Source organism: Streptomyces fructofermentans (genome assembly GCF_014651055.1).
Classification (GTDB): domain Bacteria; phylum Actinomycetota; class Actinomycetes; order Streptomycetales; family Streptomycetaceae; genus Streptomyces; species Streptomyces fructofermentans.
The window spans coordinates 160384-175162 of sequence record NZ_BMWD01000021.1; the positions used below are offsets into that span (position 1 = coordinate 160384).

The window sequence follows — 14779 nt, forward strand, 5'->3', positions numbered from 1 at the left end:
GGGGTGGGACGCGGGCCCCCGCGAGGGGCGGGCCGGAGGGCCGGGACGGGTCGGACCCGCGGACGGGCCGACGGGTCGCACCCGGAGCGGGGGCGGGGCCGGCCGGCGGCCGGGGGACGGGCGCCGTCACCGACGGGCGAGGTGACTGGGTGAGGCGGCGGGTGAGGCGGCGGGCGGGGGACGGTCCGGACGGGCCCGGATACCCTTGTCGGCATGCGTCTCCACGTCGTCGACCACCCCTTGGTCGCCCATAAGCTCACCACGCTGCGCGACCGCCGCACCGACTCCCCGACCTTCCGGCGGCTCGCCGACGAACTGGTCACCCTGCTCGCCTACGAGGCCACCAGGGACGTGCGCACCGAGCAGGTCGACATCGTGACCCCGGTGTCCCCCACCACGGGCGTAAAGCTGTCGTACCCGCGCCCCCTCGTCGTGCCGATCCTGCGGGCAGGACTCGGCATGCTCGACGGCATGGTGCGCCTGCTGCCGACCGCCGAGGTGGGCTTCCTGGGCATGATCCGCGACGAGGAGACGCTCGAGGCGTCCACGTACGCGACCCGGATGCCGGAGGACCTGTCCGGCCGTCAGGTGTACGTCCTCGACCCGATGCTCGCCACCGGCGGCACCCTGGTCGCCGCGATCAGGGAACTGATCAAGCGCGGCGCCGACGACGTGACGGCCGTGGTGCTGCTCGCCGCCCCCGAGGGCGTCGAGGTGATGGAGCGCGACCTCGCGGGCACCCCGGTCACGGTCGTGACGGCCTCGATCGACGAGCGCCTGAACGAGCACGGCTACATCGTGCCAGGCCTGGGCGACGCCGGGGACCGGATGTACGGGACGGCCGAGTAGGCGTTCTCCGTACATCCCGTCCGCGTGCGCGGGGGACGGTCCGGCGGGCGGCTCAGTGCCCCCGCCGGCAGCTCCCCTTGCTCGCCGAGGGCTCGGGAGCGGGTTCGGCGAGCGTGGTCAGCGCCTTCTGGGCGTCCACCGCGCTCGTCAGCTTCTTGAAGGCCGTCCCGAGGATCAGGTCGACCTCCGCCGGCTTCGTGCGGGTGTCGGTCTTCAGCTCGGCGCCGGCGAGCTGCGTGGCGAGGACGGGAAGCGCCGCCTCGGCCGCCGTCGTGGCGCCGAGCACCATCCCGGGGCCCGGGACCTTCTTGTCGTAGGCCTTCGTCGCGTTGCCCACCTCGCCGATCTTGAAGCCGCGCTTCTCCAGCTCGGCGGCGGTGTCCTTGGCGAGGCCGGCGCGCGGCGTGGCGTTGAGGACGTTCACGGTGATCTGGCCGGGCCTGGGCGGGGCCTTCACCGGCTTCGCGCGGGGGGAGGGGGAGGCCCCGCAGTCCGCCGCGGGACCCGCCGCCGTCGCCCGGTCGCCGCCACCCGTGAAGACGTCGATGAGCTGCAGTGTTCCCCAGCCGATCAGTCCCAGTGCGGCGGCGGAGGAGACGACTGCGAGCGCGACCTTGCGGCGCCCTCGGGTTCGGCGCATCCGCGGGTACTTGTCCCCCGTGATCCGGTACTGGCCGCCCATGCCAGGGGGAGTCAGCATGCTCATGGGCGCAGCGTAGTGCGCCGGGGCGGTGATTCCTACTAGATGATCATTGCACCGCGCCCAGTCCAACCCGAAAGGGCCAATCCGGGTGGTTAGGTCCCGGTGGGGAGAACCTGGCGGGCGGGGCCCGGGGCCGGGTCAGTCCATTTCGAGGACGCGTGCGTGCAGGACCTGCCGCTGCTGGAGTGCGGCGCGGACCGCTCGGTGCAGCCCGTCCTCCAGGTACAGGTCGCCCTGCCACTTCACGACGTGCGCGAAGAGGTCGCCGTAGAAGGTGGAGTCCTCGGCGAGCAGTGTTTCCAGGTCGAGCTGGCCCTTGGTCGTCACGAGCTGATCGAGGCGGACCGGGCGCGGCGCGACGTCCGCCCACTGCCGGGTGCTTTCCCGGCCGTGGTCGGGGTACGGCCGGCCGTTTCCGATGCGCTTGAAGATCACACGGAAAGCCTACCGGTCAAGAGCTTCCGGGCGCAGCCATGGCGGCGGAGTGCGACGCTGGAAATGAGGTCGTAAACCCGGGCGAAACGGTGGTTCTCCGAGATCACCCGCCTGCGACCGGCCGCGATTCCGTGTCGGGCCGACCCCTGAAGAAGACCCGAAATGGGCAACGGCGGCCCCGTGCGCGGGGCGGTCCGGCGGCCTGACGGCCGACTCGGGGGCCGGCCGGGGCGCCGCCCTCCCCGGGGAAGCGATGGGGCGACCGTCCTGGACGGCCGCCCCTGACGGCGCCTCCCGCCGCCGACGGGTCGGCGGCGGGTCGGAGCGGCCCGAGCGCTCCGACCGGGCGGGCGGGACCGACCAGCCCGGCGGACCGACCAGCCCGGCGGGACCGGCGGGACCGGCGGGACCGAGCGGGCCGATTGGACTGAGCGGGCCGATTGGACTGGCAGGACTGAAGGGACTGACAGGACCAGCCGGGCCGATCGGGCGACCAGACCGACGGGACGACCGGACAGACCGCACCAACCGGGGCGACGGACCGACGGACCGACGGGACGACCGGACAGACCGCACCGACCGGGGCGACGGACCGACGGGACCGGCCCGGCCGGGCGGGTCGGCCGGCCCGGGACCGCCGGGAGGGGCCCGGCAGCCCGCAGCGGCCAGAAATCAGCAACCGGTGGCGACACGGACGAGGAGCGGACATGAGCGACCCAGAGGCACCGCCCGCCGAGGCGGCCGGAGCCGCCCGCGGCACCGGCTCGGGCGTGTCCCCGGACCCGCCCGAGGAGGTGGCGAGGATCGCCGCCGGGTACGCGTTCACCGGTCCCGCGCTCGATCTGGGCGCCCTCCTGTGGGAGGGCCGGTGCCTGCCGGACGCCCAGGTGCGCATCCCGCTGCCGATGCTCAACCGGCACGGGCTGGTCGCCGGAGCCACCGGTACGGGCAAGACGAAGACGCTGCAACTCGTCGCCGAACAGCTCTCCGCGCAGGGCGTGCCGGTGTTCCTCGCCGACGTCAAGGGCGACGTCTCCGGAATCTCGGCGCCCGGCCAGGAGAACGACAGGGTGCGGTCACGGGCCGCGGAGGTACGGCAGGAGTGGACTCCGAACGGCTTCCCCTGCGAGTTCTACGCCCTGGGCGGGCTGGGGCACGGCATCCCCGTACGGGCCACGGTCACCGGCTTCGGGCCGGTCCTGCTGGCCAAGGTGCTGGAGCTCAACAGGACCCAGGAGCAGTCGCTCGCCCTGATCTTCCACTACGCGGACCAGAAGGGCCTGGAGCTGCTCGACCTGAAGGACCTGCGGGCAGTGGTCGCCTTCCTGACCTCGGACGAGGGCAGGCCCGAGCTGAAGGGGATCGGCGGGCTGTCCACCGCGACGGCCGGTGTGATCCTGCGCTCGCTGACGGCCTTCGAGGCGCAGGGGGCGAGCCCGTTCTTCGGCGAGCCGGAGTTCGACACCGGCGAGCTGCTGAGGACGGCCGGTGACGGCCGAGGTGTCGTCTCGGTGCTGGAACTGCCCGCCGTGCAGGACAAGCCGCAGCTCTTCTCCACCTTCCTCATGTGGCTGCTCGCCGACCTCTTCCACGACCTGCCGGAGGTCGGCGACGCGGACCGGCCGAAGCTGGTCTTCTTCTTCGACGAGGCGCACCTGCTGTTCAAGGACGCGTCGAAGGCGTTCCTCGACGCCATCACTCAGACGGTCCGGCTGATTCGCTCGAAGGGCGTCGGGGTCTTCTTCGTCACGCAGACCCCGAAGGACGTACCGGCCGACGTGCTCGCCCAGTTGGGCAACCGGGTGCAGCACGCGCTGCGGGCCTTCACCCCGGACGACCAGAAGGCGCTCAAGGCCACCGTGAAGACCTTCCCGGACTCCGCGTACGACCTGGAGGAGGTGCTCACCGGGCTCGGCACCGGCGAGGCCGTCGTCACGGTCCTCAGTGAGAAGGGCGCGCCGACACCGGTCGCCGCCACGCGCCTGCGGGCGCCGGAGTCCCTGATGGGGCCCGTCGACGCGGCCGCCCTCGACCGGGCGGTCGAGCAGTCGCCGCTGCACGCCCGCTACGCCGAGGCCGTCGACCGGGAGTCGGCCCACGAGAAGCTGACGGCCCGGGAGGCGGCGCGGGCGGCGCCGGAAGCGGGGGAAGCGGGGGGAGCGGCGGAAGCGGGTGAGGAGGGGGTCGAGCCCTCCGCCTCGAAGCGGTCCGGGAGCGGGGAACGGGCCCGCAAGGGCGACGACGACCGCTCGATGGTCGAACAGGTCGTCGGCAGCGCCGTGTTCAAGTCGCTCGCCCGCAGTGTGGGTACGCAGATCGGCCGCGAGATCACCCGGTCGATCTTCGGTACGGCCCGGCGGGGGCGCTGACCCCGCCCGCCTCCCATGGCGTTCCCTCGCGGCGGAGGCGGACGGTTCCGCCTCCGCCGGGTGCTCAGCCGCGTTCGGGGTCCTGCGGCGGGGCCTGTCGCTCCGGGTCCGGCTCCGGTACGCCCTGGCGGGGGTCGGGCGGCGGCTTCGGCGCGTTGCGGAGGGATTCGGCGCGTACGAGGGCGTGCAGGATCGCGTACGGGTCCTTCGTCATGGGGTGTCCTCTCGTGCTGCTCGTGCTGCTGGGGTCGAACGGTCCGGAGCGGGGACCGTCAGCAGCGCAGGACCATGCAGCGCAGGGTGCGCGGGCCGGGCGCGTACGAGGACGGGGCCGGGGCCGGGCGCGAGGGTGCCCGAAACCGTGCCGGCCGGGGGACGACGGGCCGCCCGGGGTGTCCGTGCGCCAGGAGGCGGTGGCCCTGGCGGCCGGACGGGCGCGGAGCGGTGTCCGGCAGGTCGTGCGGGTGCTCCAGGCCGGACTCCGTGGAGACGGCGGCGGGCGGAGCCGTACCGGTCGTGAGGTGTCCGCCCGCGGAGGCCGCCGCGCACACCGCGCACAGCACCGCGGCGAGGGCCACGAGGAACCGTGGCCAGACGGGTCGGCGCGGAGTGCGCGGGAGCGACCGGACGGACCTCATGCGAGGTCATCTCCCCGGCCGGTGGGCGGCCCACCGGCCGGACCGCGAGAACCGCCCTCTTGGCGTACGCCCGACCGCCTCCGACGTGCGGCTCGCCGCGCCGCCACGGGGCCGCAGCGCTGCCCCCAGCCTGCGGCGCCGCCTCGGGTCCGCCGCGCCGCTCCCGGTCCGCCGCGCCTCTCCCGGTCCGCCGACCGTGCTCGGGGTCCGCCGGCTCCAGGCGGTACGGCCGCCGTTCTCCGGCCCGTCAGGGCCCCGGCCTCCGTGTCGCCGGGGTGAGGGTCCCGGCCCGGCGCCGACGGTCCGGTTCGGGTGAGGGCCCGGGCCCGCGCGCCGGCCGGGAACGGGTGCGGGGCCTCGGCGGGTTGCCGTCGCCCGTCACCGCGGGCGGACCGCTCCGCTCACAGCGACCTCGGTACGTACCGGGCCCGTCTGCGCAGGTACAGGGCCGTGACGATCTCCGTGAGCCCGATGACGAGCAGCCAGCAGCCGCCGACGACCGTGAGCACCGCGACGGACTCGAGGGGGGCGACGATCAGCACGATTCCCGCGAGGAGGCTGAGCACGCCCAGCGTGATCTGCCAGCCGCGGGCGGGCACCGAGGGGTCGGACACCGCGGCCATGGTCTGGGTCACCCCGCGGAACAGCCAGCCGATGCCGATCCACAGGGCCAGCAGCAGGATCGACCGCATCTCGCCGCGGAAGCAGAACAGGCCCAGCAGCAGCGACACCGCCCCGCTGATGAAGGCCATCACCCGCAGGGACGTCGCGGCGTGCGTGCCGAAGGCCGCGGCCAGCTGGAGCACACCGCTGACGACCAGGTAGAGCCCGAAGACGACACCGGCCGCGCGCAGGGTCGCCTCCGGCCACGCCAGGACCACGGCCCCGAGCGCGAGCGCCGCGATCCCGGCGGCCAGTACGGCCTGCCAGGCGGTGCGGGCCAGCAGGAACAGCGGGCCCTCGGGTCCGCCGAGGCCCCCGGCTCCGCCGAGCCCTCCGGGGCCCTCCGCGCGGTGCGGGTCGCGGGCTGCGTGCACCCGCCGGTCGTCGTGTTCCGGCCCCCAGGGAGCACCGCTCGGTACCTCAGCCATGCTCCATGCTCGGCCCGGTGCGAGGTCCCCCGCCACTTGGGACGGGCCGGCGGACGAACCAGCCCGCGACGGCCGCGAGGGTTGCGCGATGCCGGTCCGGGACCACACCCGGGCCCGGCATCGCGCAGCCCGCGCCGACCGGTCCCGCCAGGTTGCGCCAGGTCCCACGCGGGCCCGCGGGCTTCCGTCCGGACTCCGCGGGCGGGCTCGGTTCGGGGCCGGAGGGCTCCTCGGGCCCCGGTCACCCAGGCCGATGGACTACTTCGCCTTCTCGGCCCTTGCCGCCGCCTTCATCTCCTGCTTGTGCGCCCGCACCTTCGCCAGTGACTCGGGCCCGGTGATGTCCGCCACCGAACGGAAGGACTTCGCCTCGCCGTACGCGCCCGCGGCCTCGCGCCAGCCCTTGGGGCGCTCTCCGAGCTGCTTGCCCAGCAGGGCCAGGAAGATCTGGGCCTTCTGCGTACCGAAGCCGGGCAGTTCCTTGAGCCTGCGCAGCAGCTCGCCGCCGGTCTCCACGCCCTCCCAGACCTGCGCCGCGTCCCCGTCGTAGTGCTCCACGAGGTACTGGCACAGCTGCTGGATGCGCTTGGCCATCGAGCCGGGGTACCGGTGCACGGCGGGTTTGTCGGAGAGCAGCGCGGCGAAGGCCTCGGGGTCGTACGAGGCGATCTCGTGCGCGTCGAGGTCGTCCGAGCCGAGCCGCCGGGCGATCGTGTGCGGGCCCGCGAACGCCCACTCCATCGGAACCTGCTGGTCCAGCAGCATCCCGACGAGCGCGGCGAGCGGACTGCGTCCGAGGAGTTCGTCCGCCTCGGGCTCCTGAGCGAGATGAAGGGTCACGTCCATACCCCGATGATCGCTCCCCTCCCGCACTCCCGCACGGACACCCCGTGCCCGCACTCCCGCACGGACACCCCGTGCCCGCGCCCCGCACGGACACCCCGTGCCCGCACCCCTGCCGGGGAACCGGCCCGCACCCCTGCCCGCGCCCCGGCCGGTCCGGGAGCACCCCGGGCGCGGCGGGCGCGCGGGGGCCCGGGGCCTAGGTCTCGCGCCAGTACCCCAGGGCGCTCACCCGCTGCTTGGGCACCTGGAGCTCCTTGCGGAAGTAGGCCGCCAGCGACCGGGTCGTGGCCGTGTCCGCGGCGATCCAGACGTAGATCCCGGCCGGGTCCCGGTCCTTCAGCAGTTCGGGCATCGCGTCCCGCACCTGGGAGACCAGATGGGCCCCCGATCCGAGCCGCGGCACGGTCCTCAGCTCATGGCGCTCGGGGTCCGTGCGCAGCGGCAGTCCCTCGGTGCCGTGGTCGGTCTCGAACCAGATCGTGGCCGGTGCCGAACCCACCTCGTCGACCAAGGAGTTGAGCGCGGGCAGCGAGGCCGGGTCGCCGATCGCGAAGACGTGCGAGGGCTCGGGCGCGGGCCGCTGGAACCCGGTGCCCTGGACCGTCGCCTCAATGGTGTCCCCGGGCGCCGCGGCCCGCGCCCAGTCGCTGGCGCAGCCCTCGTGGAGCGCGAACTCCAGGCTGAACGTGCCGGCTTCCGGGTCCGGGTCGACGAGCGTGTACGCCCGCTGGTGGGGCTTGCCCGCGTTGTCGAACCACAGCCGCACCCACATGGTCGGGTGGACGCCCGTCGCGGCGAGCATGCCGCCGTCCGTGAGGTGCAGCCGCCGGAAGTGCTCGGTGACCTGCTCGGCTCCCGTGACCGTGAAGACGAAGTCCTTGCCCCGGAAGAGTTTGAGGACCGCGCCCTCCCACCCGTGACCCTGCGCCATGCCGTCCACCCCTCGGTACCGCCTCTGACCACCAGAAGTTAGGCTAGCCTAACCTAAAGAGAGTGGGGGGACTGTGAACGCTGGGGAGACCGTGAGTACGGAGACCTACCGCGACGTCTGGGGGATTCCGCATCTGCGGGCGGGCAGCGCGCGCGAACTCGCCTTCGCCCAGGGCCGCAACGCCGCCCTGGACCGCGCCTGGCAGATCGAGGTGGAACGGCACCGGGCACGCGGCACCTCGGCCTCCTTCCTCGGCGCGGACGCGCTCGGCTGGGACCGGTTCGTGCGGCGGGCCCGCCTGGAGGACACGGCGAGACGCTGCTTCACCGCTCTGGAGAGACGCGACGCCGAGACGGCGGCCTGGGTCCGTGCGTACGTGGACGGGGTCAACGAGGGCCTGCCCGAAGGCGCCCGCCGCACCCCCGAGTTCGCGACCGTCGGCCTCGGCCCGGGCCGCTGGAACCCGTGGACGCCGCTCGGCGTCTGGCTGGGCGCGCACATCCTGTTCGCCGGCTTCCCGGCCAAGCTCTGGCGCGAGGAGGTCGTGCGCCACCTCGGCCAGGACGCGGTCCCCCTGTTCGCCACCGACGGCCCCGGCACCTCCGGCAGCAACGGCTGGCTCGTCACCGGCGACCGCACCGCCACGGGCAGCCCGGTCATCGCGGGCGACCCCCACCGCTTCATCGAGGCCCCCGGCGTCTACCAGCAGGTCCACCTGTCCTGCCCGGAGTTCGACGTCGTCGGCCTCGCCGTGCCCGGCGTCCCCGGCATCGCCCACTTCGGCCACACGGGAACCGTGGCCTGGGCCATCACCAACGCGATGGCCGACTACCAGGACCTGTACCGCGAGCGGCTGCGGCGGTCGGACGACGGGGGACTCGTCGAGGCACTGGACCCGGACGGGCAGTGGCGGCCCGCCTCGCGGCACCTCGAGGTCGTCGAGGTGGCCGACGGCGACCCCGTCGAGGTCGAGGTCGTCGAGACCGCCCGCGGCCCCGTGATCATCGACGGCGACGAGGCCGGGGACGCCGGCCCCGTCAGCCTCCGGTACCCGCCCCGGGTCACCGAGGACCTCGGCTTCGGGGCGCTCCTCCCCCTGCTGCGCGCCCGCCGGGTCGCCGACGTGGACCGGGCGTTCGACGGCTGGGCCGAACCCGTCAACGTGGTCCAGGCGGCCGACACCGAGGGCGGACTGCTGCACCGGGTCGCGGGCCGGGTCCCGGTGCGCGACCCGCGCAACGGCACCCGGATCGTCCCGGCCTGGGAGCCCGCGCACACGTGGCGCGGCTGGTACGCGCCCATGCCGCGCGCCGACGTCGACGGGTTCGCCGTGATGGCCAACCAGCGCGGCCCGGCCACCCCGCTGGGCGTCGAGTTCGCCGCGCCGCACCGGGCCGACCGGCTGCGCACACTGCTCGACACCAGGTCGGACTGGTCCGCGCCGGACATGGCGGCCCTCCACACGGACACCCGTCTCGGCTCCGCCGCGTCCCTGCTGGACCTCGTGGCGGGCCTCGAAGGGCTCGACGCGGACTGCGCCGCCCTGCGCGGGAGGCTGCTGGACTGGGACCGCCGCATGGAGGCGGACAGCACGGGTGCGGCGGCCTTCGCCGCGGTCCGCGGCGCGGTCGTGCGACGGCTCGCCGCGCACCCCGCCCTGGCGGCACTGACCTCGCCCCCCGCGTACCCGGAGGTCTTCCACCCCTGGCTCGCGCTGCTCCCCCGGGTCGCCTACGCGCTGGAGAACCTCCTCACGGCACGGGAGCTGTACGGGATCGACCGCGCCGCCATCGTCGCCGAGGCGCTGGCGGAGGTCGCCGCGAACCCGCCGGAGGGCACCTGGGGCGACACCCACCGGCTCGCCCCCTGGCGGGCGGTGCCGGACCCCTCGTACGACGGGAAGGAGCCCGGGCTCGCCGGCGACCACGACTGCGTGCTGTGCACCTCCGCCGTCCCCGGCCTCACCGACCGGGCAGCCCGCGGTCCCGCCGCCCGCTACGTGTGGGACCTCGCCTGCCGCGAGGACAGCCTCTGGGTGGTCCCGTTCGGCGCCTCCGGGGTCCCGGGAGCACCGCACCACCGGGACCAGCTCCCCCTGTGGCTCGCGGGCGGACTCGCCCCCGTCGTCACCGACTGGAACCGGCTCACCAAGGAGAACGAGGAACACCATGACGAGCAGTGAGGTCCTGCCGGCCACGGCGGACGAGGCGTACCGGAGCGGTCGCGAGGCCGTGCACGAGGAGGTCGTCGAGTCCCTCGGCACCGTCCGCGTCCTGCCCGTGGACCCGGAGGCCGACCTGGACGTGCTGCACGGCTGGGTGACCGCCGAACGTGCCCGGTTCTGGGGCATGGCCGGCTTCACCGGGCAGCAGGTCCTCGACACGTACCGGCTGATCGACTCGCTGGACACCCACCACGCGTACCTCGCCGTCCTGGACGGCGAACCGGCCGCCCTCTTCCAGACGTACGAGCCGACCGCCGACCGCGTCGGCGAGTGCTACGACGTGCTGCCCGGGGACATCGGCGTGCACCTGCTGATCGGTCCGGCGCGCGACGGCGTCAACCGGGAGGGCTACAGCTCCGGGCTGCTCGGCGCCTTCGCCGCCTACGTGCTGGGCACCCTCGACCGGCCGCGGGTCGTGGCCGAGCCCGACGCCCGCAACGAGCGGGCGATCGCCCGTCTCACCCGCCAGGGCTTCGTACTCGGCGAGGTGGTCGTCCTGCCGGAGATCGACCTGCCGGAGGTGTACCTGCCGGAGAAGAAGGCCCAACTCGCCTTCCTGAACCGCGACCCCGCCGTCCGCGGCGACCGACCGACCGACCGACTGACCGACTGACCGACCGGCGGACCGGCCCCCGTGTCCGCGGCCGGACGGGCGCACCCGTCACCGTGCGCCCGTCCGGCCGCCCCCTTCTGCCGCGCCTGCCGCGTCTGCGGTGCCTGCTGTGTCAGCTGTGTCTGCGGTGCCTGCCGCGTTCCGGAGCGGCACCGGCCCCCCCGAGCGGCCCCTCGGCCCCGGACCGCGGCCGCCTCCGCGGTACATCGCGCCCCGTCCCGGCGCCGAGGCCGCCACGCCCGTAGGGACGAACCGGCGGCCCCGCCTCCGAGGCGTACGGTCCCGGGAGCCCGCTCCCGCGTCGGCGGGCGCCCGCCCGTGGGCCGGGGGCGCCCGGAGGCACGGGCCGCGTCCGTGTTCTCCTGTCCTCGCCGAACAGCCGTCCGGGTCACGGGTCACGACCTCGCGGCGGACGGCGGGCCGCCGGACGGACCGGGACGGCAGGGACGGAGTTGAACAAGGTGTCGCGTACAGCCGTACTTCCGTCGAGGCCGCGTCGGACCCTCGGCACGGAGGACGAGAAGACGCGCGAGGCGAAGGAGAACGCCGTGGTCCCAGTGCACCGTCCCCGCAGGCCGCGACGGATGCCACGGCTGCGGGCGCCGCGCCGGGTCCTCGCGTTCGCCGCGCTGCTGGGCACGCTCCTGCTGCTGGGCGGCGCGGGATCGGTCTCCGCGCACTCCGCCCTGCGCGCGACCGATCCCGGCGAGGGGTCCGTCCTCAAGACCGCGCCCGAGCAGGTGACCCTCACGTTCACCGAGTCGGTCGGCCTCGCCGACGACTCGCTGCGCGTCCTCGACCCGGAGAACCGGCGGGTGAACACCGGCAACGCGGCCCACGCCGACGGCCGTTCGGACACCGCGCGCGTACGACTCCGCGACGGCCTGCCCGACGGCACGTTCACCGTCGCCTGGCGGGTCGTCTCGGCGGACAGCCACCCCATCTCGGGCGCCTTCACCTTCTCCATAGGCAAACCCTCGGCGACCACGGCGAGCGTCACCGCGCTGCCGGCGGTGAACCCCGCCTCGGGCGCCCTCTACGACCTCACCCGTTACGCCGCGTACGCCGCGGGCGCCCTGCTCATCGGCGCGGCGACCTTCGTCCTCGTCTGCCGTCCGGCCGCCGCGCAGCCGCTGCGCGGCCTGCTGCGCGCCGGCTGGTGGACCCTCCTGGGGTCGACCCTCGCGCTCCTCATCCTGCGCGGCCCGTACGCCCGGAGCACCGGACCGTCGAGCGTCCTCGACCCCGAACTCCTCCAGGACACCCTGACCACCCGGCCCGGCTGGGCCCTGCTCGCCCGGCTGGCCCTGCTCGCCGTGGCGGCCCTCTTCCTCGTACGGGTCGGCGCGGCGCTGCGTCGGTCCCCGGAGCCGGGTCCCGCGGTCCTCGCGGGCGGCACAGTGCTGGCCGTGGCCCTCGCGGTGACCTGGGCCGCCGCCGAACACGCCTCGGCGGGCATCCAGGTCCCGGTGGCCATGACGTCCTCCGTGCTGCACCTGCTCGCCATGGCGGTCTGGCTGGGCGGCCTCGCGGCGCTGCTGACCACGCTGCACCGCGCGGACCAGGAGATCCCGGCCGCGTCCGTCGCGCGCTTCTCCCGCCTCGCCTTCACCTCCGTCACGGTGCTGGTGCTGACCGGCGTCTACCAGTCCTGGCGCGGGCTCGGCTCGTGGGACGCGGTCCTCGGCACCTCGTACGGCCGGCTCCTCGTCGTGAAGGTGTGCGCGGTGGCCGTGCTGCTGGCGGCCGCTGGATTCTCGCGCCGCTGGACGGGCCGGCTGCCCGCCGAACAGGAGCGGACGCCCGTGCCGGTGCTGGAGACGGCCGGGGCGCCCGCGGCGGCGGCCGATGGCCCGGGAGCGGACCTGCCCGGACGGGAGGCCGCGTCCGGACCGGCATCGGGGACGGACGACGGCGGCGGCGCGGGCGAGGGGAACGAGGGCCCGCGGGGCTCCGGGGAATCCGGGCCCGGCGCCGCGGGGGAGGCGGGGGAGTCGGGGGAGAACGCCCACCGCCGGTCGCTGCGGCGCTCGGTGCTCGCCGAGGTCGTGGTCGGCGTGGTCGTGCTCGTCGTCACCACGATGCTCACCGGCACCCAGCCGGGCCGGGCTGAGACCGGTACGACGGCGGCCGGGGAGGCCGGGGCCGGCGACCGTCCCACCGCGTCCACGACCCTGATCCCGTTCGACGTGGGGACCCCGGGCGGCCACGGCAAGGTCCAGATCGTCCTGGAGCCCGGCAGGGTCGGGGAGAACACGGTCCAGGCGGTCGTCATCGGCCCGGACGGAGGCATCGCCACCGTTCCCGAGATCCGGCTCACCTTCACGCTTCCGTCGCAGAAGGTCGGCCCCCTGGACGCCGAACTCACCAACCTCGGCGGCTACTGGGGCACGCAGTCCCTGAACCTCCCGCTCGCGGGCACCTGGACGATGAAGGTCACCGTCCGCACCTCGGACATCGACCAGGTGACGGAGTCGCGGCGGGTGAGGATCGCCCGCTGACCGGGCGGGCCGGCGGTACGGCGCGTCCGGTGCCGTACGGCGCGGCTCAGTCGGACCCGTCCTGCTTCCCGGCCGCCGCCCGCCGGTACTCGGCGTTGATGCGCTGGGCCTCCTCGAGCTGGTCCTCGAGGATGACGATGCGGCACGCGGCCTCGACGGGGGTCCCCTGGTCCACGAGCTCCCGGGCCCTGGCGGCGATCCGCAACTGGTAGCGCGAGTACCGCCGGTGGCCTCCCTCGGAGCGCAGCGGCGTGATCAGCCGGGCCTCGCCGATGGCGCGCAGGAAGCCGGGGGTTGTGCCGAGCATCTCGGCGGCCCGGCCCATCGTGTACGCGGGGTAGTCGTCGTCGTCCAGACGATCGCCGAGCGGAGTATCTGCGGTCATTTCACCTCGTTATGCGAACGCGTCGAGGGGCCCTGGTGCCGTACGGCACCAGGGCCCCGAAGGAAATTGAACACCATCTGCCGGCTCTACGACTCTGCCGACCTTCTGTTACCGCCGTCCGTCCCGTGAGCGGGTCCGGAGTGCGGGGATCGAGGATGCGTGACCGGGGACCACCTTCCGTTCCGGGGTCTTGCGGTACCCGGCCGGTACGTTCTCCCGGACCGGGCGATCCCGATGGCGTCTGCTCCTCCGTTCCTTCTCGGGGTGGCACGCGGCTCCGCCAGGAACCGCGTGCCGTGCCGTACTGCTGCCGACCGGTGGAGCGGACGCGGGTAACGGCGGCGGCTCCTCAACCGCGAACCGCCCGGTACGGCTGCCAGCCCTGTCGCCCGTCCTGCGAACACCATGGCTTCAGGGACTCCGCACCCGCACCGACCTGCGTACCGCTCGCACCTCTTCTCCTGGCGGACGGTGTCCACCGGGAGCTTCCCGAATGCTTCTGCAAGAGAAACCCTAGCGACAGCGCGATGCAATGTCTATCGTGGCGAAGACAGATTTCAAGCGTGTCGAGGCGGAGGTTTTCTGCGGCGACCACCGGCGCCGGGCGGCCCGCACCGGCTGCGGGCCGGGAGCGCCTTCCGGCCACCGCTCCGGTACGGGACGGCCGGCCGCTGAATAGACTCGGTTCCCATGTCGAACCCTGACGAGCTGCTCGTCGCCATCGCCGCCCGTGTGGAGTCCGAGCACAGCAACCAGATGTCGCTGACCGTGGTGGCAGGCGGTGCCGTCATCACCGGCCGGCTGGCTCCCGAGGCGGTGTGGCGCGAACGCGTCTCCGAGGTCCTGACGGACTCGGACCGCCTCGGCCCGTTCTCCGCCGTCTTCACCCCGGACCCCGCGCGGCCGGGGCCGGGCGGGCGGGGGGCGCCGACGCACCTGCACTTCCACGTCGCCCGCATCCTCCAGGGCAACGTCGGAATCCCGGAGACGGGCGGCATGTACCGCGTCGCTATCGACGAGGTCGCCGCGTGGACGGTGGGTGACTTCAGCTACTCGGACCAGTGAGCCGGCCGGGCACCCGGCCGAGGGCGGCGGGCGGACGGCGACGGGGCGCGGGCCGATCGGCGGGCCGCCGCTGATGCTCCTATTGCTGTCAAGCGGCTTGGAGCCACTCGCGGTAGGCGTGACTGAGGT

At 74.4% G+C, this 14779-nt stretch carries 14 protein-coding genes; 6 read left to right on the forward strand and 8 right to left on the reverse strand.

The window, feature by feature from the left end:
* The first annotated feature begins 213 nt into the window (after window positions 1-213).
* Complete coding sequence (gene upp, locus IE265_RS26430) at window positions 214-849, forward strand: uracil phosphoribosyltransferase (RefSeq protein WP_190038181.1); 636 nt, start codon at window positions 214-216, stop codon at window positions 847-849.
* Between the two features lie 52 nt (window positions 850-901).
* On the opposite strand, the gene IE265_RS26435 is transcribed toward upp, so the two are convergent.
* On the reverse strand, window positions 902-1555 hold the full coding sequence (locus tag IE265_RS26435; protein WP_229916537.1) for a LytR C-terminal domain-containing protein: 654 nt from the start codon (window positions 1553-1555) through the stop codon (window positions 902-904).
* 135 nt (window positions 1556-1690) lie between these two features.
* Window positions 1691-1987: a type II toxin-antitoxin system VapB family antitoxin gene (locus IE265_RS26440; RefSeq protein ID WP_006377352.1), complete on the reverse strand. Its 297-nt coding sequence runs from the start codon at window positions 1985-1987 to the stop codon at window positions 1691-1693.
* Between the two features lie 707 nt (window positions 1988-2694).
* Here IE265_RS26440 and IE265_RS26445 point away from each other — a divergent pair.
* Window positions 2695-4356 carry a helicase HerA-like domain-containing protein gene (locus IE265_RS26445; RefSeq protein WP_190038182.1) on the forward strand — a complete coding sequence of 554 codons (1662 nt, stop codon included), beginning with the start codon at window positions 2695-2697 and terminating at the stop codon, window positions 4354-4356.
* A gap of 64 nt (window positions 4357-4420) precedes the next feature.
* Here IE265_RS26445 and IE265_RS26450 read toward each other — a convergent pair whose 3' ends face one another.
* The 5 genes from IE265_RS26450 to IE265_RS26470 all read right to left on the reverse strand — a co-directional run bounded on the left by IE265_RS26450 (window position 4421) and on the right by IE265_RS26470 (window position 7862).
* A complete protein-coding gene (locus IE265_RS26450; protein ID WP_190038183.1) occupies window positions 4421-4570 on the reverse strand; it encodes a hypothetical protein in 150 nt (49 codons plus the stop codon).
* Between the two features lie 58 nt (window positions 4571-4628).
* Window positions 4629-4994 (reverse strand): hypothetical protein, encoded by a 366-nt coding sequence (locus IE265_RS26455; RefSeq protein ID WP_190038184.1) that lies wholly within the window; start codon window positions 4992-4994, stop codon window positions 4629-4631.
* Between the two features lie 401 nt (window positions 4995-5395).
* Entirely contained in the window at window positions 5396-6085 is a 690-nt protein-coding gene (locus IE265_RS26460) for an HdeD family acid-resistance protein (protein WP_190038185.1), read from the reverse strand.
* 258 nt (window positions 6086-6343) lie between these two features.
* Window positions 6344-6931 (reverse strand): HhH-GPD-type base excision DNA repair protein, encoded by a 588-nt coding sequence (locus tag IE265_RS26465; protein ID WP_190038186.1) that lies wholly within the window; start codon window positions 6929-6931, stop codon window positions 6344-6346.
* A gap of 196 nt (window positions 6932-7127) precedes the next feature.
* Window positions 7128-7862 (reverse strand): siderophore-interacting protein, encoded by a 735-nt coding sequence (locus IE265_RS26470; RefSeq protein ID WP_190038187.1) that lies wholly within the window; start codon window positions 7860-7862, stop codon window positions 7128-7130.
* A 91-nt stretch (window positions 7863-7953) separates the two neighbouring features.
* Here IE265_RS26470 and IE265_RS26475 point away from each other — a divergent pair, with 91 nt between their 5' ends.
* The 3 genes from IE265_RS26475 (at window position 7954) to IE265_RS26485 (ending at window position 13200) form a co-directional block, all read left to right on the forward strand.
* Window positions 7954-10044: a penicillin acylase family protein gene (locus tag IE265_RS26475; protein WP_190038188.1), complete on the forward strand. Its 2091-nt coding sequence runs from the start codon at window positions 7954-7956 to the stop codon at window positions 10042-10044.
* A complete protein-coding gene (locus tag IE265_RS26480) occupies window positions 10031-10699 on the forward strand; it encodes a GNAT family N-acetyltransferase (RefSeq protein WP_190038189.1) in 669 nt (222 codons plus the stop codon). The genes IE265_RS26475 and IE265_RS26480 overlap by 14 nt, the downstream gene beginning before the upstream one ends.
* 548 nt (window positions 10700-11247) lie before the next feature.
* Complete coding sequence (locus IE265_RS26485; RefSeq protein ID WP_373303019.1) at window positions 11248-13200, forward strand: copper resistance protein CopC; 1953 nt, start codon at window positions 11248-11250, stop codon at window positions 13198-13200.
* A 46-nt stretch (window positions 13201-13246) separates the two neighbouring features.
* Here IE265_RS26485 and IE265_RS26490 read toward each other — a convergent pair whose 3' ends face one another.
* Window positions 13247-13585, reverse strand: coding sequence for a MerR family transcriptional regulator (locus tag IE265_RS26490; protein WP_190038190.1), 339 nt, complete (start codon window positions 13583-13585; stop codon window positions 13247-13249).
* Between the two features lie 690 nt (window positions 13586-14275).
* Here IE265_RS26490 and IE265_RS26495 point away from each other — a divergent pair.
* The gene (locus tag IE265_RS26495; RefSeq protein WP_190038191.1) at window positions 14276-14650 is read left to right on the forward strand and encodes a hypothetical protein; all 375 of its coding nucleotides are present in this window, start codon (window positions 14276-14278) and stop codon (window positions 14648-14650) included.
* Window positions 14651-14779: the final 129 nt, after the last annotated feature.

Excerpts from the sequence above, each read along its gene's own strand:
- IE265_RS26490 (WP_190038190.1), bottom strand. The coding sequence starts at position 13,585 with ATGACCGCAGATACTCCGCTCGGCGATCGTCTGGACGACGACGACTAC.
- IE265_RS26435 (WP_229916537.1), bottom strand. The coding sequence starts at position 1,555 with ATGAGCATGCTGACTCCCCCTGGCATGGGCGGCCAGTACCGGATCACG.
- IE265_RS26450 (WP_190038183.1), bottom strand. The coding sequence starts at position 4,570 with ATGACGAAGGACCCGTACGCGATCCTGCACGCCCTCGTACGCGCCGAA.
- IE265_RS26495 (WP_190038191.1), top strand. The coding sequence starts at position 14,276 with ATGTCGAACCCTGACGAGCTGCTCGTCGCCATCGCCGCCCGTGTGGAG.
- IE265_RS26455 (WP_190038184.1), bottom strand. The coding sequence starts at position 4,994 with ATGAGGTCCGTCCGGTCGCTCCCGCGCACTCCGCGCCGACCCGTCTGG.
- IE265_RS26445 (WP_190038182.1), top strand. The coding sequence starts at position 2,695 with ATGAGCGACCCAGAGGCACCGCCCGCCGAGGCGGCCGGAGCCGCCCGC.
- IE265_RS26470 (WP_190038187.1), bottom strand. The coding sequence starts at position 7,862 with ATGGCGCAGGGTCACGGGTGGGAGGGCGCGGTCCTCAAACTCTTCCGG.
- IE265_RS26465 (WP_190038186.1), bottom strand. The coding sequence starts at position 6,931 with ATGGACGTGACCCTTCATCTCGCTCAGGAGCCCGAGGCGGACGAACTC.
- IE265_RS26460 (WP_190038185.1), bottom strand. The coding sequence starts at position 6,085 with ATGGCTGAGGTACCGAGCGGTGCTCCCTGGGGGCCGGAACACGACGAC.
- upp (WP_190038181.1), top strand. The coding sequence starts at position 214 with ATGCGTCTCCACGTCGTCGACCACCCCTTGGTCGCCCATAAGCTCACC.
- IE265_RS26480 (WP_190038189.1), top strand. The coding sequence starts at position 10,031 with ATGACGAGCAGTGAGGTCCTGCCGGCCACGGCGGACGAGGCGTACCGG.